The sequence below is a fragment of the Pseudomonas sp. BJP69 genome (assembly GCF_007633355.1).
GTDB classification, from domain to species: domain Bacteria; phylum Pseudomonadota; class Gammaproteobacteria; order Pseudomonadales; family Pseudomonadaceae; genus Aquipseudomonas; species Aquipseudomonas juntendi.
The window spans coordinates 4,889,699-4,913,204 of the sequence record NZ_CP041933.1 but is presented as its reverse complement, the minus strand read 5'-3'; the positions used below and the strand labels follow the sequence as shown (position 1 = coordinate 4,913,204).

Annotated in this window: 23 protein-coding genes; 7 read left to right on the top strand and 16 right to left on the bottom strand. The window is 65.5% G+C overall.

The genetic code is table 11. From position 1 onward, the window contains the following. Positions 1-102: 102 nt before the first annotated feature. From urtD to FPB55_RS22920, 15 genes are all read right to left on the bottom strand, one after another. On the bottom strand, positions 103-960 hold the full coding sequence (gene urtD / locus FPB55_RS22990) for an urea ABC transporter ATP-binding protein UrtD (protein WP_029885711.1): 858 nt from the start codon (positions 958-960) through the stop codon (positions 103-105). Further along, positions 957-2,036, bottom strand: a complete 1,080-nt coding sequence (gene urtC, locus FPB55_RS22985; RefSeq protein WP_009683284.1) for an urea ABC transporter permease subunit UrtC — start codon at positions 2,034-2,036, stop codon at positions 957-959. Before urtC ends, urtD begins: the two co-directional genes overlap by 4 nt. Continuing rightward, positions 2,036-3,490 (bottom strand): urea ABC transporter permease subunit UrtB, encoded by a 1,455-nt coding sequence (gene urtB, locus FPB55_RS22980; protein WP_225786382.1) that lies wholly within the window; start codon positions 3,488-3,490, stop codon positions 2,036-2,038. The genes urtC and urtB overlap by 1 nt, the downstream gene beginning before the upstream one ends. Positions 3,491-3,661: 171 nt before the next feature. Further along, complete coding sequence (gene urtA, locus FPB55_RS22975) at positions 3,662-4,927, bottom strand: urea ABC transporter substrate-binding protein (protein WP_009683282.1); 1,266 nt, start codon at positions 4,925-4,927, stop codon at positions 3,662-3,664. Between the two features lie 184 nt (positions 4,928-5,111). Continuing rightward, positions 5,112-6,518 carry a D-serine/D-alanine/glycine transporter gene (cycA, locus tag FPB55_RS22970; protein ID WP_009683281.1) on the bottom strand — a complete coding sequence of 469 codons (1,407 nt, stop codon included), beginning with the start codon at positions 6,516-6,518 and terminating at the stop codon, positions 5,112-5,114. A 290-nt stretch (positions 6,519-6,808) separates the two neighbouring features. After that, positions 6,809-8,176: a PepSY domain-containing protein gene (locus FPB55_RS22965; RefSeq protein ID WP_054904941.1), complete on the bottom strand. Its 1,368-nt coding sequence runs from the start codon at positions 8,174-8,176 to the stop codon at positions 6,809-6,811. 57 nt (positions 8,177-8,233) lie between these two features. Then, complete coding sequence (locus tag FPB55_RS22960) at positions 8,234-10,264, bottom strand: TonB-dependent copper receptor (protein ID WP_009683279.1); 2,031 nt, start codon at positions 10,262-10,264, stop codon at positions 8,234-8,236. A gap of 66 nt (positions 10,265-10,330) precedes the next feature. After that, the gene (locus FPB55_RS22955; protein ID WP_009683278.1) at positions 10,331-10,762 is read right to left on the bottom strand and encodes a DUF2946 domain-containing protein; all 432 of its coding nucleotides are present in this window, start codon (positions 10,760-10,762) and stop codon (positions 10,331-10,333) included. Positions 10,763-10,784: 22 nt separating this feature from the next. Continuing rightward, complete coding sequence (locus FPB55_RS22950; protein WP_009683277.1) at positions 10,785-11,270, bottom strand: copper chaperone PCu(A)C; 486 nt, start codon at positions 11,268-11,270, stop codon at positions 10,785-10,787. Positions 11,271-11,316: 46 nt separating this feature from the next. Beyond that, positions 11,317-11,706 (bottom strand): DUF2946 domain-containing protein, encoded by a 390-nt coding sequence (locus FPB55_RS22945; RefSeq protein WP_054904938.1) that lies wholly within the window; start codon positions 11,704-11,706, stop codon positions 11,317-11,319. Positions 11,707-11,799: 93 nt separating this feature from the next. Beyond that, the gene (locus tag FPB55_RS22940) at positions 11,800-12,654 is read right to left on the bottom strand and encodes an SPFH domain-containing protein (RefSeq protein WP_009683275.1); all 855 of its coding nucleotides are present in this window, start codon (positions 12,652-12,654) and stop codon (positions 11,800-11,802) included. 26 nt (positions 12,655-12,680) lie between these two features. Beyond that, a complete protein-coding gene (locus FPB55_RS22935) occupies positions 12,681-13,118 on the bottom strand; it encodes an NfeD family protein (RefSeq protein ID WP_009683274.1) in 438 nt (145 codons plus the stop codon). Positions 13,119-13,212: 94 nt separating this feature from the next. Then, positions 13,213-13,935 (bottom strand): cobalt-precorrin-6A reductase, encoded by a 723-nt coding sequence (locus FPB55_RS22930; RefSeq protein WP_009683273.1) that lies wholly within the window; start codon positions 13,933-13,935, stop codon positions 13,213-13,215. After that, complete coding sequence (locus FPB55_RS22925; RefSeq protein ID WP_029885701.1) at positions 13,932-15,026, bottom strand: cobalt-precorrin-5B (C(1))-methyltransferase; 1,095 nt, start codon at positions 15,024-15,026, stop codon at positions 13,932-13,934. Before FPB55_RS22925 ends, FPB55_RS22930 begins: the two co-directional genes overlap by 4 nt. Next, positions 15,019-16,230, bottom strand: a complete 1,212-nt coding sequence (locus FPB55_RS22920; protein ID WP_009683271.1) for a bifunctional cobalt-precorrin-7 (C(5))-methyltransferase/cobalt-precorrin-6B (C(15))-methyltransferase — start codon at positions 16,228-16,230, stop codon at positions 15,019-15,021. The genes FPB55_RS22925 and FPB55_RS22920 overlap by 8 nt, the downstream gene beginning before the upstream one ends. 143 nt (positions 16,231-16,373) lie before the next feature. On the opposite strand from FPB55_RS22920, the gene cobG reads away from it, so the two are divergent. The 7 genes from cobG (at position 16,374) to FPB55_RS22885 (ending at position 22,881) form a co-directional block, all read left to right on the top strand. Continuing rightward, the gene (gene cobG, locus FPB55_RS22915; protein WP_033690488.1) at positions 16,374-17,705 is read left to right on the top strand and encodes a precorrin-3B synthase; all 1,332 of its coding nucleotides are present in this window, start codon (positions 16,374-16,376) and stop codon (positions 17,703-17,705) included. Continuing rightward, a complete protein-coding gene (locus FPB55_RS22910; protein ID WP_009683269.1) occupies positions 17,698-18,324 on the top strand; it encodes a precorrin-8X methylmutase in 627 nt (208 codons plus the stop codon). The genes cobG and FPB55_RS22910 overlap by 8 nt, the downstream gene beginning before the upstream one ends. Beyond that, a complete protein-coding gene (locus tag FPB55_RS22905; protein ID WP_033690487.1) occupies positions 18,321-19,055 on the top strand; it encodes a precorrin-2 C(20)-methyltransferase in 735 nt (244 codons plus the stop codon). The genes FPB55_RS22910 and FPB55_RS22905 overlap by 4 nt, the downstream gene beginning before the upstream one ends. Then, the gene (gene cobJ / locus FPB55_RS22900; RefSeq protein WP_144189394.1) at positions 19,043-20,740 is read left to right on the top strand and encodes a precorrin-3B C(17)-methyltransferase; all 1,698 of its coding nucleotides are present in this window, start codon (positions 19,043-19,045) and stop codon (positions 20,738-20,740) included. Before FPB55_RS22905 ends, cobJ begins: the two co-directional genes overlap by 13 nt. A 92-nt stretch (positions 20,741-20,832) precedes the next feature. Further along, on the top strand, positions 20,833-21,510 hold the full coding sequence (locus FPB55_RS22895) for a hypothetical protein (protein ID WP_054913303.1): 678 nt from the start codon (positions 20,833-20,835) through the stop codon (positions 21,508-21,510). A 61-nt stretch (positions 21,511-21,571) separates the two neighbouring features. Next, positions 21,572-22,261 carry a hypothetical protein gene (locus tag FPB55_RS22890; protein ID WP_144189392.1) on the top strand — a complete coding sequence of 230 codons (690 nt, stop codon included), beginning with the start codon at positions 21,572-21,574 and terminating at the stop codon, positions 22,259-22,261. Then, positions 22,258-22,881 carry a hypothetical protein gene (locus FPB55_RS22885; protein WP_144189390.1) on the top strand — a complete coding sequence of 208 codons (624 nt, stop codon included), beginning with the start codon at positions 22,258-22,260 and terminating at the stop codon, positions 22,879-22,881. The genes FPB55_RS22890 and FPB55_RS22885 overlap by 4 nt, the downstream gene beginning before the upstream one ends. Here the strand turns inward: FPB55_RS22885 and FPB55_RS22880 are convergent. Beyond that, positions 22,878-23,474: a MarC family protein gene (locus FPB55_RS22880; RefSeq protein WP_009683262.1), complete on the bottom strand. Its 597-nt coding sequence runs from the start codon at positions 23,472-23,474 to the stop codon at positions 22,878-22,880. The two genes, FPB55_RS22885 and FPB55_RS22880, sit on opposite strands and share 4 nt — an antisense overlap. Positions 23,475-23,506: the final 32 nt, after the last annotated feature.

The window sequence follows — 23,506 nt, the reverse complement described above, 5'->3', positions numbered from 1 at the left end:
GCGGGTGAACCCGCTCCTACAGGGACCGCACAGATTTCAAGACTTGTGCATTACCTGTGGGAGCGGGTTTACCCGCGAATAGGCCGGCACAGGTATCCCTGTCTAGCGGCCCAGGTACACCTCGACCACCCGCTCATCCGCCTGCACCTGCTCCAGCGACCCTTCTGCCAGCACACTGCCCTGGTGCAGCACGGTCACGTGGTCGGCGATGCTGCCGACAAAACCCATGTCGTGCTCGACCACCATCAGCGAATGCTTGCCGGCCAAGCCCTTGAACAGCTCGGCGGTGAACTCGGTCTCGGCATCGGTCATGCCCGCCACGGGTTCATCCAGCAACAGCAACTGCGGCTCCTGTACCAGCAGCATGCCGATTTCGAGGAACTGCTTCTGCCCGTGCGACAGCAGGCCCGCCTGGCGCTGGGCCAGCGGCAGCAGGCGCAAGGTGGTCAGCACCTCTTCGATGCGCTGGCGCTGCTCGCCGCTCAGGCGCGCAGCCAGGCTGGCCCATACCGATTTGTCGGTCTTCAGCGCCAGCTCCAGGTTCTCGTATACCGTCAGCGCCTCGAACACCGTGGGTTTCTGGAACTTGCGGCCAATGCCGGCTTGGGCGATCTGGTACTCGCCCAGGCGGGTCAGGTCTAGGGTGTCGCCAAAGTAGGCCGTGCCGCTGTCTGGGCGGGTCTTGCCGGTGATCACGTCCATCAGGGTGGTCTTGCCGGCGCCATTGGGGCCGATGATGCAGCGCAACTCACCCACCCCGATGTACAGGTTGAGCGCGTTCAGCGCCTTGAAACCGTCAAAGCTGACACTGATGTCTTCCAGGCTCAGCACCGTGCCGTGGCGGGTATCCAGGCCCGCCTTGCGGGTGTGGCCCAGGCCAATGGCGTCGCGGCCGGCGCCGAGGGGGTCGAATACCGGTTCGAGCATGAATTCGGGATGCACCGGGGGCACGCCTCTCATGGCTGGCTCCTTTTTTTCAACAGGCCGACCACGCCCTTGGGCAGGTACAGGGTGACGAGAATGAACAGCGCACCGAGGAAAAACAGCCAGAACTCCGGGAAGGCCACGGTGAACCAGCTTTTCATGCCGTTGACCAGGCCGGCGCCGAGCAACGGCCCGATCAGCGTGCCACGGCCACCAAGGGCTACCCACACGGCGGCTTCGATGGAGTTGGTCGGCGACATTTCGCTGGGGTTGATGATGCCCACCTGGGGCACGTACAGCGCCCCGGCCAGGCCGCACAGCACGGCGCTGAGCACCCACACCAGCAGCTTGAAGCCGCGCGGGTCGTAACCGCAGAACATCAGGCGGTTCTCGGCGTCGCGCACTGCGGTCAGCAGGCGGCCGAACTTGCTGCGGGTCAGCCGCCAGCACAGGTACAGGCTGGCCAGCAGCAGGCCGACCGTCAGCAGGAACAACACGGCGCGGGTACCTTGCGCGGTGATGTCGAAGCCCAGAATGGTGCGGAAGTTGGTGAAGCCGTTGTTGCCGCCGAAGCCGGTTTCGTTGCGGAAGAACAACAGCATGCCGGCGAAGGTCAGGGCCTGGGTCATGATCGAGAAGTACACACCCTTGATCCGCGAGCGGAAGGCGAACCAACCGAACACCAGCGCCAGCAGCCCGGGGGCCAGCACCACCAGGCACAGGGCCCAGGCAAAATGCTGGGTTCCGGCCCAGTACCATGGCAGCTCGGTCCACGACAGAAAAGCCATGAACCCGGGCAGGCCGTCCCCGGCCGCCTGGCGCATCAGGTACATGCCCATGGCATACCCGCCCAGGGCGAAGAACAGGCCGTGGCCCAGTGACAGCAGGCCGGCGTAGCCCCAGACCAGGTCCAGGGCCAGGGCGACGATGGCGTAGCAGAGAATCTTGCCGACCAAGGTCAGGGTATAGGCCGACACTTGCAAGGCGTGGTCCGCCGGGAGCAGCGACAACAGCGGCAGGGCGACCAGCAGCAGGGTGACGACGGCGCCGATGGCCAGCGACAGGCGCGGCCCGGCCTTTTGCGTAGCAGTGACTAGCAGTGGCTGGTTCATCAGTCGATTACCCGTCCCTTGAGGGCGAACAGGCCTTGCGGGCGCTTCTGGATGAACAGAATGATCAACGCAAGGATGAGGATCTTGCCGAGTACGGCGCCGATCTGGGGTTCCAGCAGCTTGTTGGCAATGCCAAGGCCGAACGCCGCCCACAGGCTCCCGGCCAGTTGCCCGACCCCGCCGAGCACCACCACCAGGAACGAGTCGATGATGTAGCTCTGGCCCAGGTCCGGGCCGACGTTGCCCACCTGGCTCAGGGCTACGCCGCCCAGCCCGGCAATGCCCGAGCCAAGGCCGAAGGCCAGCATGTCGACGCGGCCGGTAGACACACCGCAGCATGCCGCCATGTTGCGATTCTGGGTCACCGCCCGCACGTTCAGGCCCAGCCGGGTGCGGTTGAGCAGCAGCCAGGTCAGCAGCACCACCGCCAGGGCGAAGCCGATGATCACCAGGCGGTTGTAGGGCAGCACCAGGTTGGGCAGCAGCTGGATGCCGCCCGACAACCATGCCGGGTTGCTGACTTCGACGTTCTGCGCGCCGAACAGCAGGCGGATGGCCTGGATCAGGATCAGGCTGATCCCCCAGGTGGCCAGCAGGGTTTCCAGTGGGCGGCCATACAGGTGGCGGATGACCGTGCGCTCCAGCGCCATGCCGACCCCGGCGCTGATGGCGAAGGCCACCGGCAGGGCGATCAGCGGATAGAACTCGATGGCACCCGGGGCATAACGCTGCACCAGCACCTGGACCATATAGGTGCTGTAGGCGCCGAGCATCAGCATCTCGCCATGGGCCATGTTGATCACGCCAAGCAGGCCGAAGGTGATCGCCAGGCCGAGCGCCGCCAGCAGCAGGATCGACCCCAGCGACAGGCCACTGAAGGCCTGGCCGAGCAGCTCGCCGAACAGCAGCTTGCGCTGCACCTGGGCCAGGCTGGTTTCGGCAGCGGTGCGCACGCCCGGGTCGCTTTCCGCGTCGGGTTGCAGCAGCGCTTCAAGGCGCGTGCGAGCCAGCGGGTCGCCGGTTTCCCCCAGCAGGCGTACGGCGGCCAGGCGTACGGCGGGGTCGCTGGCGCCCAGTTGCAAATTGGCCAGGGCCAGGCCCAGGGCTGCGTGTACGGCAGCGTCCGGCTCGCTGGCGAAGCGCCGGTCGAGGAACGCCATTTGCGCCGGTTGTGCGCTTTTTTGCAGTTGCTGGGCGGCAGCCAGGCGGGTGTCGCTGTCGTCGCTGAGCAACTGGTGGCTGGCCAGGGCATTGTCGATCAAGCCGCGCAGGCGGTTGTTCAGGCGCAGCTTGCGGGTGTCGTCGGGTGCGATGCGGCCCTGGCGCAGGTTTTCCAACAGCGGCAGGCGTGCAGCATCGGGTTGCGCTGCCCAGTTTCCGAGCAGTTGGGCCTGCTCCGCGGGCTTGGCGGTGAGGAAGAATTCGCCCTCGCTGGCGTGGGTTGCCAAGGGCATTAGCAGGAGAAGTGTGAGCAGGAGTCTGAGCATGCGGGCAATCCTGGAAATCGGTGTTGGATTCTTCGCGGGTAAACCCGCTCCTACAGGGATTTCACCGGTCCAGAGGGCAGTGGGGATCCTGTGGGAGCGGGCAAGCCCGCGAATGGGCTGCAAAGCAGCCCCCTGCACTCAGTTACCTTTCACGGCGTAATCTGGCCGCTTGTCATTGCCCGGAATGAACGGGCTCCATGGCTGCGCCCGCAGCGGCTGCTCGGTTTCCCAGACCACGCTGAACTGCCCGTCATCCTGGATCTCGCCGATCATCACCGGCTTGTGCAGGTGGTGGTTGGTCTTGTCCATGGTCAGGGTGAAGCCTGACGGTGCCTTGAAGGTCTGGCCGGCCAGGGCCTCGCGGACCTTGTCCACGTCGGTGGACTTGGCTTTCTCGACCGCCTGGGCCCACATGTGGATGCCCACGTAGGTGGCCTCCATCGGGTCGTTGGTTACCGCCTTGTCGGCACCTGGCAGGCCTTTGGCCTTGGCGTAGGCTTTCCAGTCGGCGACGAACTTCTGGTTGACCGGGTTATCCACCGACTCGAAGTAGTTCCACGCCGCCAGGTGGCCCACCAGCGGCTTGGTATCGATACCGCGGAGCTCTTCTTCGCCCACCGAGAACGCCACCACCGGCACGTCGGTGGCTTTCAGGCCCTGGTTGGCCAGTTCTTTGTAGAACGGCACGTTGGAGTCGCCGTTGACCGTGGAGATGACCGCCGTCTTGCCGCCTGCGGAGAACTTCTTGATGTTGGCGACGATGGTCTGGTAGTCGGCGTGGCCGAACGGCGTGTACACCTCTTCGATGTCCTTGTCGGCCACGCCCTTGCTGTGCAGGAAGGCGCGCAGGATCTTGTTGGTGGTGCGAGGGTAGACGTAGTCGGTGCCCAGCAGGAAGAAGCGCTTGGCGCTGCCGCCGTCTTCGCTCATCAGGTATTGCACCGCAGGGATGGCTTGCTGGTTGGGGGCGGCGCCGGTGTAGAACACGTTTGGCGACATCTCTTCACCCTCGTACTGCACGGGGTAGAACAGCAGGCCGTTGAGTTCCTCGAACACGGGCAGCACCGACTTGCGCGACACCGAGGTCCAGCAGCCGAACACCACCGCGACCTTGTCCTGGGTCAGCAGCTGGCGGCTCTTCTCGGCGAACAGCGGCCAGTTGGAGGCCGGGTCGACCACCACCGGTTCGAGCATCTTGCCGTTGACCCCGCCTGTGGCGTTGATTTGCTCGATGGTCATCAGCGCCATGTCCTTGAGCGACGTCTCGGAAATGGCCATGGTCCCCGACAGCGAATGCAGGATGCCGACCTTGATGGTCTCGGCGGCCTGGATACTCCAGCTCAGGCCCATTGCCGCAATCGATGCGCTGAGGGTTAAGGCCTTGATCAGACTGCGACGCTTCATGTGCTCTCTCCGCTGGTTTTTATGTGTTGGGCAAGCGGGAGGAGCTTTGCAAGGGGTGTGCCTAACGGCGAAACGGGCGGGATAGAGCAGTGGTGCGAGGTGTTGGGGCGTTTGCGCGGGCCAGCATGGTGCTTGTGGGGGTTGCGTGCACAGGATTGGGGCTGCAACGCAGCCCCCAAGGTCATTAACCGTTGCGCACTGTGGAACGCGGCTGACGGCGGCTGCGCACGCCCTGGTAAGTGGATGCCAGCAACAGGAACCAGATCGGCGTTACCACCAGCGCCGAGCGGGTGTCGGCCTCCAGGCTCAGCAACACCAGGATGAAGGCAAAGAACACCAGGCACACGTAGCACATGAAGCGCCCGCCCGGCATCTTGTACTTCGACGCCTGGTGCAGCGCCGCCCGTTGCTTGCGGTACTTCAGGTACGACAGCAAGATCAGCGTCCAGACGAACATGAACAGCACCGCCGATACCGTGGTCACCAGGGTGAATGCCTCGACCACGTTCGGCACCAGGTAAATCAGCACCGCCCCCAGCAGCAGGCAGGTGCAGGAGAAGTACAGGCCGTTGGCAGGTACCGAGCGGCTGGACAGTTTCTCGAACGCCCTGGGCGCATCACCTTCCTGCGACAGGCCGTACAGCATGCGGCTGGTGGAGAACACGCCGCTGTTGGCCGACGAGGCGGCCGACGTCAGCACCACGAAATTGATGATGCTCGCCGCGGCCGGCAGGCCGGCCAGCACGAACAGCTCGACGAACGGGCTCTTGCCCGGTACCACGTCGCGCCACGGGGTCACCGCCATGATCGCGATCAGTGCCAGCACATAGAACACGATGATGCGTACCGGGATCGAGTTGATCGCCCGCGGCAGGGTGCGCTCGGGGTTTTTCGCTTCGGCAGCGGTGGTGCCGACCAGCTCGATGCCGACGAAGGCGAACACGGCGATCTGGAAGCCGGCGAAGAAGCCCATCACCCCGTTGGGGAACATGCCGCCGTCATTCCACAGGTTGGCCAGCTGCGCCGTGCGCCCGCTGGGCGAGGTGAAGCCGGTGATGACCATGTACAGGCCGGTGGCGACCAGGCCGAGGATGGCGACGATCTTGACCAGGGCGAACCAGAACTCCAGCTCACCGAACATTTTCACCGTTACCAGGTTCAGCGACAGCAGCAGCGCCACGCAAGTCAGCGCGGGTATCCACTGCGGCAGGTCGGGGAACCAGAACTGTGTATAGGCGGCGATGGCGACCACATCGGCGATGCCGGTGACCACCCAGCAGAACCAGTAGGTCCAGCCGGTGAAGTAGCCAGCCCAGGGCCCGAGCAGGTCGGCGGAAAAATCGATGAAAGACTTGTAGTTGAGGTTCGACAGCAGCAGCTCGCCCATGGCGCGCATGACGAAGAACAGCATGAAGCCGATGATCATGTAGACGAAGATGATCGATGGGCCGGCCAGGCTGATGGTCTTGCCCGAGCCCATGAACAGGCCGGTGCCGATCGCGCCGCCGATGGCGATGAGCTGGATATGGCGGTTGGTCAGGTTGCGCTGCAGATGCGGTTCATCTGGCGCTGTGGGTGAGGTTTGCGTCATAGGCAGCATTCCCTTGTAAAGGTCAGTCTTCTTGTCAGAGGTAGCCGGCTAGGCTAACACGGGCGTCCCAATTCGGGGCGTGACAGATCGACTCTGCATTTGGGTAGCAGTGTGATGCCTGTGCCGCCCTCTCTACAAAGCCAACGCAGTTCGTTGTAGGAGCAACGGTCTTTCCCAAAATTTGAAAAGCCTGCGCGATTCATTGTGGGAGCGGTGAATGGCAGCTTCTGCTCCTACTCGTGCTCTAGGCACCTACGGCATTCAGCTTGTCATTCACCGCTCATGCACAATTAGGCGCTGGCCAACACCCGGCGGCGCCTCACCACCAGGCTGTCCACCGCCCACATCACCACCATCGACACCCCCACCAGCGGGAACATCACCCCCAGCACCAGCATCACCGCCACCGCCGCCTTCCAGCGCGGCAGGTCATGGCGCAGCGGCGGTACGCCCAGGCCGCCCTCGGGCCGACGTTTCCACCACATCACCAGCCCGCTCACCGAGCCCAGCAGGATCATCAGGCACACCAGCAGGATGATGACCTGGTTGACCACGCCAAACATCCTGCCTTCATGCAGCATCACCCCCAGTTCGGTGGCGCGGGCGACCGGGCTGTAGTCCTGCCAGCGCACGTCGGCCAACACCTTGCCGGTGTACTGGTCGACATGCAGGGTGGCGTCATTGCGCGGGTCATCGGCGAACACGGCGACGGTGAACACCCCATCGGCGGTGGTGGGCAGGGTAATGCTGTAGCCCGGCTCGACCTGCCGCGCGGTGGCGATGTCTTCGACCTGCTGCAGGCTTACCTGCGGCGCTGCCGGTTTGGCCGACATCATGTGGTGCCCGGCGTGTTCGGCATGCGCGCCAGACTGCGGCATGGGCGTATTTTCCATGGCCCACGGTACGGTCTGGCGGTGCGCGTCGTTCAGTTCGCCCGCCTGCTGGTCCGACTTGGGCACGTTGGTCCACATGGCCGCCGGGAAGCGGTTCCACAGCTCGGCGTACTGCTTGCCCCACAGGCCGGTCCAGGTCATGCCGCTGAGCAGCATCAACAGCAGCAAGGCCGAACCCCAGAACCCGGTTACCGCATGCAGGTCGCGCCACAGCAGGCGGCCACGTGCCGACAGCCGGGGCCACACTACCCCGGCGCCGGTGCGCCCGCGTGGCCACCACAGGTACAGGCCCGAGACCACCAGCACGATGCCCCAGCCGGCAGCCAGTTCCACCAGGCGGTCACCGACGGTGCCGACCATCAGTTCGCCATGCAGGGCACGGGCGATGGCCTGCAGGTTCAGCTTGCCGTCCTGTTCGCCGAGGACCTTGCCGCTGTAAGGGTCAACGAAGACGTTCAATTCTCGCCCGCCGTCATGCACCACGAACTGCGCGCTGCGCTCGGCATTCAACGGCGGCAGGTATTGGCCCACGTGGCCCTTGGGGTAGGCCTGGTGCACCTCGGCCAGCAACGTATCGGCGGCCTGGCGATGATGGCCGGCTTCGACCACCATCAGGTCGCGGTACAGCACTGGGTCGAGTTGCGGCTTGAACAGGTAGATGATCCCGGTGATGGCCAGCAGGATCATGAAGGGGGCCACGAACAGCCCCGCATAAAAGTGCCAACGCCAGGCCAGGTTATAGAAACTGATGCGTGTTCCTCTCATGGGAACCTCCTTTTGACCCGCAGATGGGCGCAACCGAAGCTGCGCCCGTGGTTAGTGTCAGAAGCTGAAATCGACCTTGGTCCAGAAGGTCCTGCCTGGCTCGTTGACCGGCTGTGGGTCGCTTGCCGGGTAGCCGAACCCGGCGTTCCCGGCCAGGTTCAGGTGCTCGGCGTATGCCTTGCCGAACAGGTTGTCGACCCCGGCGCTGAGCTTGAGGTTGGTGTTGACCTTGTAGGCGCCGTTGAGCGAGAACACGCCGAAGCCGGCGCTTTTTTCGTAGTCCTTGCCAACCACGTTGCCCTGGTTCTCGGCGATGCGGTTCTGCGCCGCCACCAGCCGCCACAGCGCACCGACGCTCCACACATCACGGCTGTAGGTCAGGCCCAGGCGGCTTTCCAGCGGGGGCATCTGCGGCAGCGCCTTGCCGTCACTGCTGTTCTTGCCCCACGCGTACGCCAGGCTGGCATCGGCCTTCCAGTGCTCGGTCAGCTGGTAGGCCGCGCCCAGTTCGCCACCCATGATACGCGCATCGACATTCTGGGCCTGCGAGGTGCTCATGCCCATCATGCCGGGGCGGTAGTCGAACAGGATGTAGTCACGGATCTGCCCGACATAACCCGAGGCCCAGGCTTCCAGGCGTTCGCTACGGTACTGGATGCCGAAGTCCAGCTGGGTGGTCTTCTCGGGCTTGATGCCGTCGAAAGCGTTGGCCGCACCGGGCGGTGCCAGCTTGGGCGAAAACAGCTCCCAGTAGTCGGGGAAGCGCTGGGCATGGCCCAGGCCAATGTAAGTGGTGGCCGGCAGGCCTGCCAGGTCATGTTCGTAGCGCACGAAGCCGCTGGGCAGGGTGGCCGCGCGGGTGTCGCCCTGGGTGGCGCTGCCTTGGCGGAAGTCGCGGGCCGAGGCGCGGTCCAGGCGGGCACCGCTGACCAGGCGGTCCTCACCCGTGGCGTACCAGGTCAGTTCGCTGAAGGCACCGTAGTTGTGGAAGTCGGCGTCCTTGGTCCAGGCCTGGCCCTTGTGCGCGTCCACGCCCATGCCGCCACGCTGGCGGTGCTCGTTGGTTTGCGCATCGAGGCCGCTGATCAGTTGCACGTCGGCCCAGCGCCAGGTGGCCTTGATGCGTGCGCCCAGGGTGCGGCGGTCTACGTTGCTGACCATGGGCATGCCCATCATGCCGCTGCCCGAGGGCGTGCGCAGGCTGTAGTTGTCCATCACGTGGTCGGCGTAGTTGTAGTAGACCTGCGCTTCAAGCGCGTCCAGCACCTCGCCGAGGTTGGACTTTTCAAAGCGCAGGCCCAGGCTTTCGCGCTTGAACTGCGAGCCGTCCATGCCACGCCCGGCGTAGCGGGCTTCGCCATCGCCCTTACCGGCGGTCAGCTCCAGCAGGGTGTCCTGGTCGGGCGTCCAGCCCAGGGCGACATCGCCGTTCCACTTGTCCCAGCGTGACGGCACGGTGTCGTTGTTACCGTCGTGATAGTCGTCCGAGCGCGACTGGTTGCCGACGAACCGTGCATAGGCCTGGCTGTTTCCGGCAGCGGCATCCAGCACTTTGTCGAAACGGCCGTTGGAGCCGGCCAGCAGGCTGGCATTGACCCGGCTGCCGAGGCTGCCGAACTGCTCGGGTTCGCGTTCGAACAGTATCGTGCCCGCCGAACCGCCTGGCCCCCAGATCACGCTCTGCGGGCCCTTGATAACGGTCAGCCGGTCATAGGTTTCGGGGGAAATGTAGGAGGTCGGCGCGTCCATGCGGTTGGGGCAGGCGCCGAGCATCAGCCCGCCATTGGTGAGGATGTTCAGGCGTGAGCCGAACATGCCGCGCAGGACCGGGTCGCCGTTGGTACCGCCGGCGCGGATCGCCGAGAAACCGGGAATGGTTTTCAGGTAGTCGGCGCCATCGCTGGCCGGCACCGGCTGGCGTGGGTCTTTCGGGTTGGTGACCACGGTCAACGGCGAACTCGGTGCCACGGCGGTGACGACCGTCGGGCTCAGCTCGGCGGCCAGGGCTACCGGCGCAAGCAGCGAGCCGCACAGTGCGGCGATGGTCCCACGCAGGGACAAGGCAAAAACAGGGGTGCAGCCAGACATAATGATTCCAGTCGATCAGTCATGAGGTAGCGCGAAGCCCGCGGGCTTCGTGCACAAAACGTCGGTTCAGGTGCTGATCGAGGAAGGCGGTGCACGGCTGCGCGCACCGGGGAATACAGCCTGCCGGGCATGGCCCTGGTGCGTGGGTGCAATCAGGTGGCTGGTGGGGACGACGCTGCCGGCGCTGAGTGGGCTAAGGGCCTGGGGCAGGGCCGGGCAGTTGAACAACAGGCTGCAGTAGCCGCACTTTTCCCACATCACATGCAGCTGGCCGTCGCTGCCGTGGCCGTGATGGCTGTCGCCAGCGTGCTGATGGGCAGCCGGCATGGGCATGTCCATCGGCATGGCCATGCCGGCGTGATGGTTCATCGGCATCGCCTGGGAAATCAGCGGGCCGATGAAGATCATCCACATGGCGAACAGGCTCAGCCATCCGCCACCGGCGCGCCTGCGGTCAGGGCGGGTGGTACGGCGCATGCGGGGGTAGGGCAGGCTCATGGCCAGCGCCTGTCAGCTGCGGTCAGTGTGCGTGTTCGTGCGCTTGCGGCTGGTTCGCTGGCGCTTGCTTCTGCACGGCCACTTCGACGGTGACATCGCCGGCCTTCTCGAAGTGCAAGGTCAACGGGAAGCGCTTGCCATCGACCAGCAGGCTGCGATCCTTGGGCTGCATCAGCATCACGTGGTAGGCACTGGGGGCGAAGGTCAGGTCCTTGCCGGCGGGCACCACCACGCTGGGTACCTGTTGCATTTTCATGGCGCCGTTGGCGCTCATGGCATGTTCGTGCAGTTGCGCATCATCGCTGATCGGGCTGTCGACGCTGAGCAGGCGGTCGTCGGCCTGGCCGTTGTTGTGCACCACGAAATACGCCGCCACGTTGGGCGCATTGGGTGGCAACTGCAGCGACCAGGGGTGGGCAATGTGCAGGTCACCCACGCTGTATTCGTGGGCATTGGCGAAAGCGCCAGGCAGCATCAGGGCGGCCAGGACGAGGGCGTGCTTGAGCATGGTGAATCTCCGTTCTGTTTCAGGTTCAGGCAGACAACGACGGAACTCAGGCCAGCGGAGAGGCACGAGGGTTTAACGCAGGCCAGAGCTGGCGCGGCGTGGGTTGGTAGTCAGCCGGTGGCGGCAACAGCCCGGCGAACAGTGTCGGCGGGTTGTGCAATTGCGGCGGGTATGCGGGCAGGGCCAACAGCGGCGCGGCGCCAGAGCAGCACCAGCAGTTCATCAAGGCGGCGCTGTCGTCGCTTTGCGGGCCCAGGTCGATCTTGGCCAGTGCCTGGACATCGACCTTGGCCTTGTTGGCCATGCTGGAACAGAAGGCCCCCCACAGCAGCTGCTCGGCCGGGCCCTTGGGCGCGGCAGAGGACAGCGGCATGGCCAGCAGGTTGAACAGCACTGCAAGGCAGGCTATCCAGGCGATGTGCCGACGTGGGGGCATGGAGAGATCCGGTCAGGAATCGTGGTGGGTATTGTAAGGCGGAGTATAGGTAAATACGCGGGGTGCGGTGAAGTGACGCAGCGCGTGGTGCTATCAAGCCTTGCCACGCCCCATCAGCCCACGCACGGTTTCCTGCAGGTCCGCCGGCAACACCACCACCTTGGCATTGTTGCTCCCGGCCAGGTTTTCCATCGCCCCGACATAGCGCTCACCCAGCAGGTACATGGCCGGCACGGTTTCGTTGCCCACGGCTTCCTTGACCAACGAAATAGCCCGGGCCGAAGCCTCGGCCAGGCTGATTTGCGCCTCGGCATCCAGCCTGGCGGCTTGCAGGCGCGCTTCGGCTTCCAGGATGGCCGCCTGCTTGGCGCCTTCGGCACGGGTCACGTCGGCCTTGCGCTCCCGTTCGGCGGCAGCCTGGCGCTCCATGGCCAGTTGCATGTTTTCCGAGGGCTTGATGTCCTGGATTTCCACCGAACGCACGGTCACGCCCCAGTCTTCGGTCTGCTCGGACATCGCCTCGCGCAGGCGTGCCTTGATCTGCTCGCGGCTGGACAGCGCTTCGTCCAGGTCCATGGCACCGACGATCGCGCGCAGCGAGGTCATGGTCAGGCTGGTGACGGCGAAGGAGAAGTTCTGTACGCCATACGAGGCTTTCTGCGGGTCGACCACCTTGGCGAAGCACAGGGCATTGGCGACGATCACCGCGTTGTCCTTGGTGATGATTTCCTGCTCCTGCACATCGAGGATGATGTCCTTGGTGGGCAGGCGGTAGGCGACCACGTCCATGTACGGGATGACGATGTTCAGGCCGGGCTTGAGGGTGCTGTGGTAGCGGCCCAGGCGCTCGACGATCCATTCCTCGCCCTGGGGCACGATGCGAACCCCCTTGAACACGGTGATCAGAACGAACAGCGCGATGGCGCCAACGACGATGAGGCTGGTCATGATGCAAAATTCCTTTTTGTGCGGTTTCAGGCCCGGATGACGCGGGCGGTATTGCCCTCGATGGCGGTCAGGCGCACCCGCTCGCCGGCGGCGATTTCGCTGTCGGCGATGCAGGTCCATTCTTCATTGCCGAGGATCGGCTTCTGGAAGCGCACGCGGCCCTTGTGGAACTCCGACACCGCGGCGGTCAGCAGGCCCACTTCGCCGATCACGCTGTCGGCGGTCCAGCGCACATCCGGCTGCTTGCGCCGGAACAGCTTGAACCACAGCGCGGTGGTGGCCGATGACAGCACTACCCACAGCAGTACCTGCATGTCCAGGGCCAGGGTGGGCGCGGCCAGGGCAACCAGCGCGACCAGCACGGCACCGATGCCGAACCAGAGGATGAAGAATGTCGGCAGGACCAGTTCCAGCAGGATCAGCCCGATGCCGAACAGCAGCCAGATCCACCATTGCATTTCCATATGGGTTGCGCCTTCCAGGGGGAGGTGCTGAGTGTAAGGCAGCGGGGCGCTACTGGGCCACTTGCAGGGCGTACGGAAAAATCTGAAAAAGCTGTCAGTGCAGGCCCAGCGCGGCCAGCAGCGCCAACGGCGTGTCGAATGCACGACCCACCGCTGGCAACGCCGGGCGTTTCAGGACCAGCACCGGCACCCCCAGCTCACGCGCCACTTCCAGTTTGGGTTCGGTCGCCACGCTGCCGCTGTTCTTGCTGATCAACACGTCGATGCTGCGCCGCTGGAACAATGCCCGTTCATCCTCGAGAACAAACGGCCCGCGCGCACCGATCACCTCGCAGCGCTCATTGCCGGGGCAGGCCTCCAATGCCCGCAAGGTCCAGAACTGCTGTGGCGGAATTTCGTCCAGGTGCTGCAGCGGCTCACGGCCCAGCGTGAACAGCGGCCGGCGAAACGGCTGCAGTGCTGCGATCAAGTGCGCCCAGTCTGCCACTTCGCGCCAGTCATCCCCCTTTTGCGCCTGCCAGGCCGGGCGGCGCAGGGCCCAACAGGGGATGCCGGCGCTGCGTGCGGCCTGGGCGGCATTGCCGCTGATCTGTGCTGCATAGGGGTGGGTGGCGTCGATCAGCAGGGTAATGCCCGACTCGCGCAGGTAGCGCGCCAGGCCTTCGGCGCCACCGAAGCCACCGACCCGCACCTGGCATTGCAGGTCCTGGGGCACACGGCCGATACCGGCCAGGCTGTAGACATGCTGCGGGCCGAGGCGGCGGGCGATGGCCAGGGCCTCGGTGATGCCACCCAGCAGCAGGATACGCGCGGTCATGCCACGCCAGCCTTGCCGACAATGCCGCCCTGGCGGTCGATGGCGAACACTTCCACCTGCACTGCCGCCGGCACCACGCTGCGGGCAAACGCCAGGGCATGGGCGCACACCGCATCACCCAGCGCGATACCGGCCGCATGCGCCAGTGCGAGAGCCTGCTGGCTGGTATTGGCGTCGATGATCGCGGCTTGCAGGGCTGTGTCAGCACCGATCGCCGCTGCCCAGCCGGCCAGCTGCGGCAGGTCGATGCTGGAATGGCGGCTGTGCAGGTCCATGTGCCCGGCAGCCAGCTTGCTGATCTTGCCAAAGCCGCCGCACAAGGTCAGGCGCGGCACCGGCACCTTGCGCAGGTGCTTGAGCACCGCGCCGACGAAGTCGCCCATTTCGATCAGGGCGATTTCCGGCAGGCCGTAGACACGGCGCATGGTGTCTTCACTGGCGTTGCCGGTGCAGGCGGCGATGTGGGTGTAGCCGTTGGTGTGAGCCACGTCGATGCCCTGGTGGATCGACGCTATATAGGCGGCGCAGGAGAATGGCCGCACGATACCGCTGGTGCCGAGGATCGATAGGCCGCCGAGGATGCCCAGGCGCGGATTCATGGTCTTTAGCGCCAGCTGTTCACCGCCCTGCACGTTGACCGTGACCTCGAAGCCGCCAGGGTGGCCACACTCATCGGCCAGGCGCTGCAGGTGCTCGCTGATCATGCGCCGGGGCACCGGGTTGATGGCAGGTTCACCGACCGCCAGCACCAGCCCCGGGCGGGTCACGGTGCCGACGCCGCTGCCAGCGACAAAACGCACGCCCGGTTCGCCCAGCAGGCGCACCCGGGTGTACAGCAGCGCACCATGAGTCACGTCGGGATCATCGCCGGCATCCTTGACGGTCCCGGCTTCGGCGCATTCGCCCACCAGGCGACAGAATTCCAGGCGCATCTGCACCACCTTGCCTTTGGGCAGGGTGATAGCCACGGCGTCGTCACGCTGCCCGGTGAGCAACAGCTTGGCTGCCGCCAGGCTGGTGGCGGTGGCGCAACTGCCGGTGGTCAGGCCGCTGCGCAGTGGGGCGGGCTGTTCGCGGGTTTCTTCACGCATCGACGGGTTTCTGCACTTCCAGCAGGGTGATCGGCAGCGCCTGGCGCCAGGTGTCGAACGCGCCCAGTGGCTGGGCATGGGCGACATGCACGCGGGTCAGTTCGCCGCCGTGCTGTTGGCGAAAATGCGCCAAGGCCAGTTCGCTTTGCAGGGTCACCGCATTGGCCACCAGGCGCCCGCCAGGGCGCAGGCTGGCCCAGCACAGGTCGAGCACCCCTTCGCGGGTGACGCCGCCGCCGATGAAAATGGCATCGGGCGGCTCCAACCCATGCAACGCTGCCGGCGCCTTGCCGCGAACCAGCTGCAGGCCGGGAACACCCAGCGCATCGCGGTTATGTTCGATGAAGCCCTGGCGGCCTTCGTCGGCCTCGATGGCCAGGGCGCGGCAGGCCGGGTGGGCGCGCATCCATTCGATACCGATCGAGCCGCAGCCAGCACCCACGTCCCACAGCAGTTCGCCTGGCTGCGGCGCCAGGCGCGCCAGGGTCATGGCGCGGACATCGCGCTTGGTCAGCTGGCCGTCGTGGCGAAAGGCGCTGTCGGGCAGCCCGGCCAGGCGATGGTGACGGGGGGCGTGGGGCGTGGCCTGGCAGTCGATGGCCACCAGGTTGAGCGCAGCGATATCGGTGTGCGGCCAGTCCTGGGCAGTGCCGACCAGCGTGCGTTCGGCTTCGCCACCGAGGTGCTCGAACACCTGCACGCGGCTGGGCCCGAAGCCACGTTCGCAGAGCAGTGCAGCAATGGCCGCCGGGCTGTCGCCATCGTTGCTCAGCACCAGCAGGCGCAGGCCGCTGTACAGGTGGGCGTTGAGGGCAGCCAGCGGCCGCGCCACCAGTGACACCACGTGCAGGTCCTGCACTGGCCAGCCCAGGCGGGCCGCTGCCAGGGCGCAGGAGGAGGGCATCGACAGCACGCGCATTTCGGCCGCGGGCACCAGGCGCGCCAGGCTGGCCCCGACGCCGTAGAACATGGGGTCGCCGCTGGCCAGCACGCACACCGGCTCGCCACGCAGGGCCAGTACCGGGTTCAGCGAGAATGGGCTGGGCCAGGGCAGTTGTTCAGCGCGCGTGCAGTGCGGCAGCAGGGCCAGCTGGCGGGGGCTGCCGACAATCTTCGTGGCGCCCAGCAGGGCGCGCCGGGCTTGTTTGCCCAAGCCAGGGAAGCCGTCTTCGCCGATGCCTACTACTGTCAGCCAGGGTGTCATTCATACCTCTTAAAGATTCTGGGGCGCACAGCGCCCCAGAATTTCTGCTCAAACCCGAATGATGCTCGACCACCGGCTTTTCATGCCGCCGGCCAAAGCAGGCATAATACCGCGCCTTCTACACTCAAGCGCACTTTCACAGATTGCCGGATACTCCATTGACCCAGGCCGATGCCCCCGCTGTTACCCCACGTCCCTCGGCTTGCCCGGGGTTGTGGCGCATCGTCAGTGCCCGCGATGGCGGTATCTGCCGGATCAAACTACCGGGCGGCCTGCTGCTGGCCGACCAGGCCGATGCAGTAGCCGCCGCTGCCGAGCGTTTCGCCGGCGGCGTGATCGAGGCCACCAACCGCGGCAACCTGCAGATCCGCGGCATCGGCAATGCACACCACGCCCTGGTCGAGACCTTGCTCGCGGCAGGCCTGGGCCCGCGCGATGCGGCCGGCGACGATGTACGTAACCTGATGCTCAGCCCGCTGGCCGGGCATGATCCGGCCATGCTGCTGGATGCACGGCCCCTGGCCGGGCAGATTCTAGACCTGCTCGAAAGCACCCCGCGCTTCCACCAGTTGTCAGCCAAGTTCGCCGTGCAACTCGATGCCGGCGAAGCCCTGGCCATGCTCGAACACCCTCACGACCTGTGGTTGTCGGCCTTGCGCCTGGGCCAGCAAACCTGGCTGGCGTTCGGCCTGGCGGGTTGCCCGGCAGATGGCCAAGTGCTGGGTGCGGTGCCGCTGGCCGATGGCCTGGCCTTGGTGCGTGCCGTGCTCGACCGTTTCCTCGACCTGGCCAGCCCCGCGCATTCGCGCATGCGCCAGCTGCTGGAAGCCTACCCGGCCGGCGAGTTTGTCGAAGGCCTGCCTCTGGATATCCGCCGCGACGCTGCCGTGCTCGGCTGGCGCCGGCACCAGCCTGCTCCCGTGTGGTTGGGCAAGCTGCCTCAGGCCCGCGGCCTGGCCCTTGGCGTTGCCCCGGCGCAGGGCCGCCTGACCCCGGCCATGCTGCGCGGCGTCGCCCAGGTCTGCCGTGAGCTGGGCGACGGCAGCCTGCGCCTGAGCCCATGGCAAAGCCTGGTGCTGACCAACCTGCCGGCGCAGCACATCGAGCAGGCCCAGGCCGGGTTGTCTGCCCTGGGCCTACTTTGCCACGTCGATGAGCCGCTGGCGCGTATCAGCGCCTGCACCGGCAGCAGCGGCTGCGCCAAGGCCCTGGGCGAGACCAAGGGCGATGCCGTGGCCCTGGCCGCGCTGCTCGGCCCTGGCGCCCCGGGCAGCGTGCACTTGTCTGGCTGCCCCCGTTCCTGCGCCGTGGCCCACGTTGCCCCGGCCACCCTGTTGGCCCGTTCACCGGGCCGTTATGACCTGTACCTGCGTGACGCGTGCCAGCCAGGCTTTGGCGCCCTGCGCGGCACCGACCTTACCTTGAATGAAGCAGGCGCCATGCTCGACCTGCCGACGGAGCACCTTGATGATTGACTACATCCGCGATGGTCAGGAGATCTATCGCAATTCCTTCCGGATCATCCGCGAGGAAGCCCGGCTCGAGCGGATCCCCGCAGACCTCGAAAAGCTCGCCGTGCGGGTGATCCACGCCTGTGGCATGGTCGAAGCCATCGATGGCCTGCAGTTCTCTGCAGGCGCTGGCCATGCCGGGCGCGAAGCGCTGCGCAACGGCGCACCGATCCTGTGCGATGCGCACATGGTCGCCGAGGGCATCACCCGGGCCCGCCTGCCAGCCGACAACCAGGTCATCTGCACCCTGCGTGACCCCAGCGTGCCTGGCCTGGCCAAAGAGGCCGGCAACACCCGCTCGGCCGTGGCCCTGGAATTGTGGCGCCCGCACCTGGAGGGCAGCGTGGTGGTCATCGGCAATGCCCCCACCGCCCTGTTCTACCTGCTGGAAATGCTCGACGCCGGCGCGCCCAAGCCGGCGCTGATCCTCGGCTTCCCGGTTGGCTTCGTCGGTGCTGCCGAGTCCAAGGCGATGCTCGCTGCCGACAGCCGCGGCGTGCCGTTCGTGATCATGCAAGGCCGCCTGGGCGGCAGCGCAATGGCCGCTGCCGCGGTCAACGCCCTGGCCACGGAGGTGGAATGATGGCGCCGCGTGGACGACTGCTGGGCCTGGGCGTAGGCCCCGGCGACCCCGAGCTGATCACCGTCAAGGCCCTGCGCCTGCTGCGCGAGGCCCCGGTGGTCGGCTACTTCGTGGCCAAGGGCAAGCGTGGCAATGCCTTCGGCATCATCGAGGCGCACCTGCAGCCTGCCCAGACCCTGCTGCCGCTGGTCTACCCGGTGACCACCGAAGCCCTGCCGGCGCCTTTGTCCTATGAACAGGTCATCAGCGACTTCTACGACGAAGCCAGCGTGCAAGTGGCCGAGCACCTGGATGCCGGTCGGGACGTGGCGGTGATCTGCGAAGGCGACCCGTTTTTCTACGGCTCGTACATGTACCTGCACGACCGCCTGGCACAGCGTTATGAGGCCGAGGTGATTCCTGGCGTGTGCTCCATGCTGGGGGGCGCTTCGGTGCTGGGCGCGCCCTTGGTGTACCGCAACCAGAGTTTGTCCGTGCTGTCCGGGGTGTTGCCCGCCGATGAGCTGAAGCGCCGCCTGGCCGACGCCGATGCAGCGGTGATCATGAAGCTTGGCCGCAACTTCCCCAAGGTCCGCGACGTGCTGGCCGAGCTTGGCCTGGACGGGCGCGCGCTGTATGTGGAACGGGCGACCATGGCCAACCAGAAAATCGTGCCGCTGGACCAGGTCGACCCACTGTCGTCGCCGTACTTTTCGCTGATCATCGTGCCGGGGGAAAAATGGCAGGGCTGACCATGAACCCGGCACCGGCCATCGTCATTCTCGGGCCGGGCAGCCTGTTGACGGCACAGCGCATCCAGCAGTGTTATCCACAGGCCTTGATCCATGGCCTGCAGGGCCGCGTGGAGGGCGCCGACTGCTACTACAGTGCCTTTGGCGACACCCTGCGGGCGCTGTACCAGCAAGCCACCCCGATCATTGCGCTGTGCGCAGCCGGTATCGTCATTCGCAGCCTGGCGCCCCTGCTCAGCGAGAAGGGCAGCGAACCGCCGGTGCTGGCCGTGGCTGAAGATGGCAGTGCGGTGGTGCCATTGCTCGGTGGCCTGGGCGGGGTGAACGTGATGGCGCGGGAAATCGGCGCGGCGCTGGGTGTTGCCGCCGCCATCACGACCAGCGGCGAACTGCGTTTCGGCACCTGCCTGCTGAACCCGCCGCAAGGCTATGCCCTGGCCGATGTCGAGCAAGGCAAGCGCTTTGTTTCCGACCTGCTGGCTGGCGAGTCGGTGCGGGTCGAGGGGCATGCGCCCTGGCTGCAGCAGGCGCAATTGCCCGCCAGCGAGGTGGCCCGGCGCACCATTCATGTGGGGCACCTGGCGCGCCCGGCCAGCCGCGACGAGCTGCTGATCCACCCGCGCTCGGTGGTCGTGGGGGTTGCAGGCGGCGCGCTGCACACTATCCGTGCTGCCTTGCAGCAGGCCGGCATCGCCGAGCCAGCTGTGGCCTGTGTGTTGGCGGGCGAGCACGCCATGGCCGACACCACCCTGCACGAAGCGGCGCAGGCTTTGGGTATTGCCCTGCGCTTCGCGGCCCAGCCAGGCGATGTTGCCAGCATGCTGGCGGCGGCATTGCCCGATGCCCAACTGATCGGGCAGGGCGACGTGGTCATCGCGGTGGCACCCGCCCCGGTCGAGGTGGAGCGGCTGGGCCGCCGCCGCGGCCGTCTGGCCGTTATCGGCCTGGGGCCGGGCGCTGCCGAGCTGATGGTGCCAGCGGTCAAGGCGGAATTGGCCCGGGCGCAGGACGTGCTTGGCTATGAAACCTATGTGCGCATGGCCGGGCCGTTCCGTAGCGACCAGGTGCTGCACTGCACCGACAACCGCGAAGAGATGCAACGCGCCAGGCATGCTTTCGAGCTGGCGGCCCAAGGCCGTTCGGTGGTGGTGGTGTCGTCGGGCGACCCGGGGGTGTTCGCCATGGCGGCGGCAGTGCTCGAAGCGCTGCACGCGTCGACCGACCCGGCGTGGCACCGGGTCGACCTGGAGATCCTGCCGGGGGTATCCGCCTCGCTGGCGACCGCTGCCCAGGCAGGTGCACCGCTGGGCCATGACTTCTGCGTGATGTCGCTGTCGGACAACCTCAAACCCTGGTCGATCATCGAGAAGCGCCTGGACCTGGCCGCCCAGGCTGACCTGGTATTGGCATTCTACAACCCGATTTCCCGCTCGAGGCCGCATCAGCTCGGCGTGGCGCTCCAGGTGGTTCGGCGGCACCGTGCTGGCAACACGCCTGTAGTCCTGGGGCGTGATATCGGTAGGCCGGGGCAGACGCTCAAGGTAGTCACATTGGCCGAGCTGCTGCCAGAAATGGTCGACATGCGCACCATGGTGCTGGTGGGCTCCTCCACAACCTGCGTGTTTCCTCGCCTCACGGGCGGGGTGTGGGCCTACACGCCACGTTGGTACCCTTCGGCCAGCTAGCTGCCGCGGAAACCCTTCAGCGCGCTGTCTTGCGAGCGCGCTGGCTAAGGTGGCTGCCCCTGATTCAGGGGTAACCACCAAGGAGTTTCCCGATGTCTGAAACACAAGCCACCACCCGCGACGCCGCCGTCCTGGTCGAAGGCAACCTGCTTGCCTGTGGCGCGGGTATGTCCGTGCAAAGCCGCCATGACTGCAAGAATGCATACCACTTTGCCACCTTGGTGGCGGACAAAGCCTTCGATGCCGAAAAGCAGAGCAGGGAGTGGTATGACAAGCTCATCGATGTGATGCGTGACCTGGGCTTCACCATCCCCAAGCGCAGCTTCGAGCAGGAAACATCGGCTGAGCTGTCGGTCACCGTCGGCGCCATTGCTGTACGTGCTATTGCCGTTGCCGGCAACGCAATGTTGGGCGGCACCCAACTGGGCAGCCTGGCCAAAAAGGCCTTCGACAAGATGGCCACCGTCGAGAGCGACGCCAAAGTGCTCGACCACAAGCGCAAGAACAAGACCCGGGGCATGGTCGGCCTGGCTGCGTGCATCGAGACCGAGCAAGGTGATGTGGTCATGGTGATCAGTTGCATCCAGGCGTCTGCCCCGCAGCTGGACGACGACGTGCTGGGCATCCAGTGGAAGCTGAACAAGAGCCGCTACTACGCCGGTACGGCGGTGCTCACCCTCAACAACTTCGTCTACGACAAAGTGCGCGAAACCGTGGAAAACAAACTGGGCGTGCGCAGCGTCGAGAACGTTCTGCAGTACGACATCTGATTGCCTGGCGGCATTTCGCCGATGCCGCCTTTTCGACTCTCCTTGAAATGAGGCAACACACATGGATAAAGCATCCGAGCAACTGATGCTGATCGGTGGCACGGCGTTGGTTTACCCGCAGAGGGCGGGCGAAATACTGCGCCAGGCCGCTTTCGACTCGATACTGTACGCCCAGTTGGTGGCCAACAAGCACGCCGGGTCGCGTTTCGAGCAGTATGACGCCTGGTACGCGGCCAACCGCGAGGCATTTCGCCAATTGGGCTGGATCAAACTGGCCAGCACCCACGACCTCAAACAGCTGGGGCAACCCGTTCGGTGCGCCCAGCCCCAGCCGCTGGAAGCCTGGTTGAAAATGCGCGCGATCAGCCCCGAAGCCCTGCTGACCACGGTAAGGGCAGGCCTGCGCCGCTCTGCCCAGGGTGTTGGCCATTTGCTGAAGTTCAGCGCCCAGGAGCAGGGCCAGCGCTCCAGACTGGTCGTGGAGGTGGGGCTGCTGAAGGCCGGGCCAACCCTCGATCTTTGCAGCATCACGCTGCAGGTCGACGAGCGTATTTCTGCCGTGCCCTTGAATGTGCTGCTGAGCGAGCAGGTACTCAGGGGCGAAGCCGAGTTCGATGGTATTTCCCTGGCACTGGATAACGGCCGCTTCGAGCACCAGCGCACTGCACTGCAGGCGCTGATGGAGGACAGGAATGCCCAGGGTGACTACTGCTTCGACCCTTATGCGCCAGTAGTGGGGGCAACACCATGACGAACGTTGCCCCTGCGGTAATCGGAGCCGGTATCGTGTCGTTCTTGCCAGGAATGGACGCAGCCCGGGCGAGCAAGGTGAAGCTGGCCCTGGCGATGGCCGAGCGGGCCACGCAAACAGCCTACAGGGAGGGCTTGATCGAGAACTGGTTCGACTACTACCGCAACCAGCTCAAGTTCATGGGCTGGGACTCGGTGTCTCCCGAGCAGGCGCATAGCCCCGACCCGCGCCGTGCCAAACAGACCGATCAGGTTCTGGAAACCATCGCTGACAAGGCGGGGGAGCGCTATGCAACGGCAACCGGGCTCTCTATCCGGAAACTGTTGAGGCAGCCCTCGGTGCTGCGTGAGTTGGAACGGTGTGCATACGAGCGCCAGCATTTCCAGCTACTGCCATGCGCGCCCGCCGGTGCCGGCCGGGTCGACATGGTGCTTTACCATGAGGTCGACAGCCACACGGCATTCAAGGCTGGCTTTCTCAGCCACAAGCGTAGCCACCGGGTGGTGCGGGCGGAACTGGTGCGGTTCAATGTGCTGGCCTTCGAGAACAGCTTCTTGGGCAAAGTGCAGGAGCGGGTGGTGCAAGCCTCGTTGAACCGTATTCTCGAATACGGTGTTTAAGGTGCCAGGTAGCCTTTGATGCCGGTGAAGATGATCTGTGCAGCCAGGGCGCAGACGAACAGGCCCATCAGCCGGCTGACGATCTGCAGGCCCTGGTCACCGAGCAGGCGCTCGATGCGGTGCGACAGGTACAGCACCACACCCACGGTGAAGCTGGCCAAGGCAATGCCGATGATTGCCAGCAACTTGTCGCCCCAGTGCGGTTGGCTGACGCCCATTACCAGCAGGGCGCCGATGGTGCCGGGCCCGACGGTCAACGGGATGGTCAGCGGCACGATGGTGACGTCCTGTTGCACGTTGTCGGCCTGCACCGCGGACTTGCCTTGGGCCATGCCCAGCGCAGAAATGAACAGCACACTGCCCGCGCCAATCCGGAAGGCGTCGGCGGTGATGCCGAAAATGCCGAAGATCGCCCGGCCGAACAGGTACAGCAGCACGCTGGCGATGAGCGCGGCAAAGGCTACCTTCCACGCCAGTTGCTTGCGTTCTTTGCTGGAGTGGCCACGGGTCAGGCTGATGAAGCACGACAGCACGAAGAACGGGCTGTAGAGCACGAGCATTTTCAGGTAGACGCTGAACAACTCATGGAGCATGAGCGCGGGTCCTTGGCAAAGTCGGTTGGCGT

Bases quoted from the DNA above. Each gene is read 5' to 3' on its own strand.
- urtA (WP_009683282.1), bottom strand. From the start codon at position 4,927: ATGAAGCGTCGCAGTCTGATCAAGGCCTTAACCCTCAGCGCATCGATT.
- urtD (WP_029885711.1), bottom strand. From the start codon at position 960: ATGAGAGGCGTGCCCCCGGTGCATCCCGAATTCATGCTCGAACCGGTA.
- FPB55_RS22965 (WP_054904941.1), bottom strand. From the start codon at position 8,176: ATGAGAGGAACACGCATCAGTTTCTATAACCTGGCCTGGCGTTGGCAC.
- FPB55_RS22890 (WP_144189392.1), top strand. From the start codon at position 21,572: ATGGATAAAGCATCCGAGCAACTGATGCTGATCGGTGGCACGGCGTTG.
- FPB55_RS22930 (WP_009683273.1), bottom strand. From the start codon at position 13,935: ATGACCGCGCGTATCCTGCTGCTGGGTGGCATCACCGAGGCCCTGGCC.
- FPB55_RS22950 (WP_009683277.1), bottom strand. From the start codon at position 11,270: ATGCTCAAGCACGCCCTCGTCCTGGCCGCCCTGATGCTGCCTGGCGCT.
- FPB55_RS22880 (WP_009683262.1), bottom strand. From the start codon at position 23,474: ATGCTCCATGAGTTGTTCAGCGTCTACCTGAAAATGCTCGTGCTCTAC.
- FPB55_RS22905 (WP_033690487.1), top strand. From the start codon at position 18,321: ATGATGGCGCCGCGTGGACGACTGCTGGGCCTGGGCGTAGGCCCCGGC.
- FPB55_RS22940 (WP_009683275.1), bottom strand. From the start codon at position 12,654: ATGACCAGCCTCATCGTCGTTGGCGCCATCGCGCTGTTCGTTCTGATC.
- FPB55_RS22960 (WP_009683279.1), bottom strand. From the start codon at position 10,264: ATGTCTGGCTGCACCCCTGTTTTTGCCTTGTCCCTGCGTGGGACCATC.
- urtB (WP_225786382.1), bottom strand. From the start codon at position 3,490: ATGCCCTTGGCAACCCACGCCAGCGAGGGCGAATTCTTCCTCACCGCC.
- urtC (WP_009683284.1), bottom strand. From the start codon at position 2,036: ATGAACCAGCCACTGCTAGTCACTGCTACGCAAAAGGCCGGGCCGCGC.
- FPB55_RS22910 (WP_009683269.1), top strand. From the start codon at position 17,698: ATGATTGACTACATCCGCGATGGTCAGGAGATCTATCGCAATTCCTTC.
- FPB55_RS22955 (WP_009683278.1), bottom strand. From the start codon at position 10,762: ATGAGCCTGCCCTACCCCCGCATGCGCCGTACCACCCGCCCTGACCGC.
- FPB55_RS22935 (WP_009683274.1), bottom strand. From the start codon at position 13,118: ATGGAAATGCAATGGTGGATCTGGCTGCTGTTCGGCATCGGGCTGATC.
- cobJ (WP_144189394.1), top strand. From the start codon at position 19,043: ATGGCAGGGCTGACCATGAACCCGGCACCGGCCATCGTCATTCTCGGG.
- FPB55_RS22885 (WP_144189390.1), top strand. From the start codon at position 22,258: ATGACGAACGTTGCCCCTGCGGTAATCGGAGCCGGTATCGTGTCGTTC.
- FPB55_RS22895 (WP_054913303.1), top strand. From the start codon at position 20,833: ATGTCTGAAACACAAGCCACCACCCGCGACGCCGCCGTCCTGGTCGAA.
- FPB55_RS22925 (WP_029885701.1), bottom strand. From the start codon at position 15,026: ATGCGTGAAGAAACCCGCGAACAGCCCGCCCCACTGCGCAGCGGCCTG.
- cycA (WP_009683281.1), bottom strand. From the start codon at position 6,518: ATGACGCAAACCTCACCCACAGCGCCAGATGAACCGCATCTGCAGCGC.
- FPB55_RS22920 (WP_009683271.1), bottom strand. From the start codon at position 16,230: ATGACACCCTGGCTGACAGTAGTAGGCATCGGCGAAGACGGCTTCCCT.
- FPB55_RS22945 (WP_054904938.1), bottom strand. From the start codon at position 11,706: ATGCCCCCACGTCGGCACATCGCCTGGATAGCCTGCCTTGCAGTGCTG.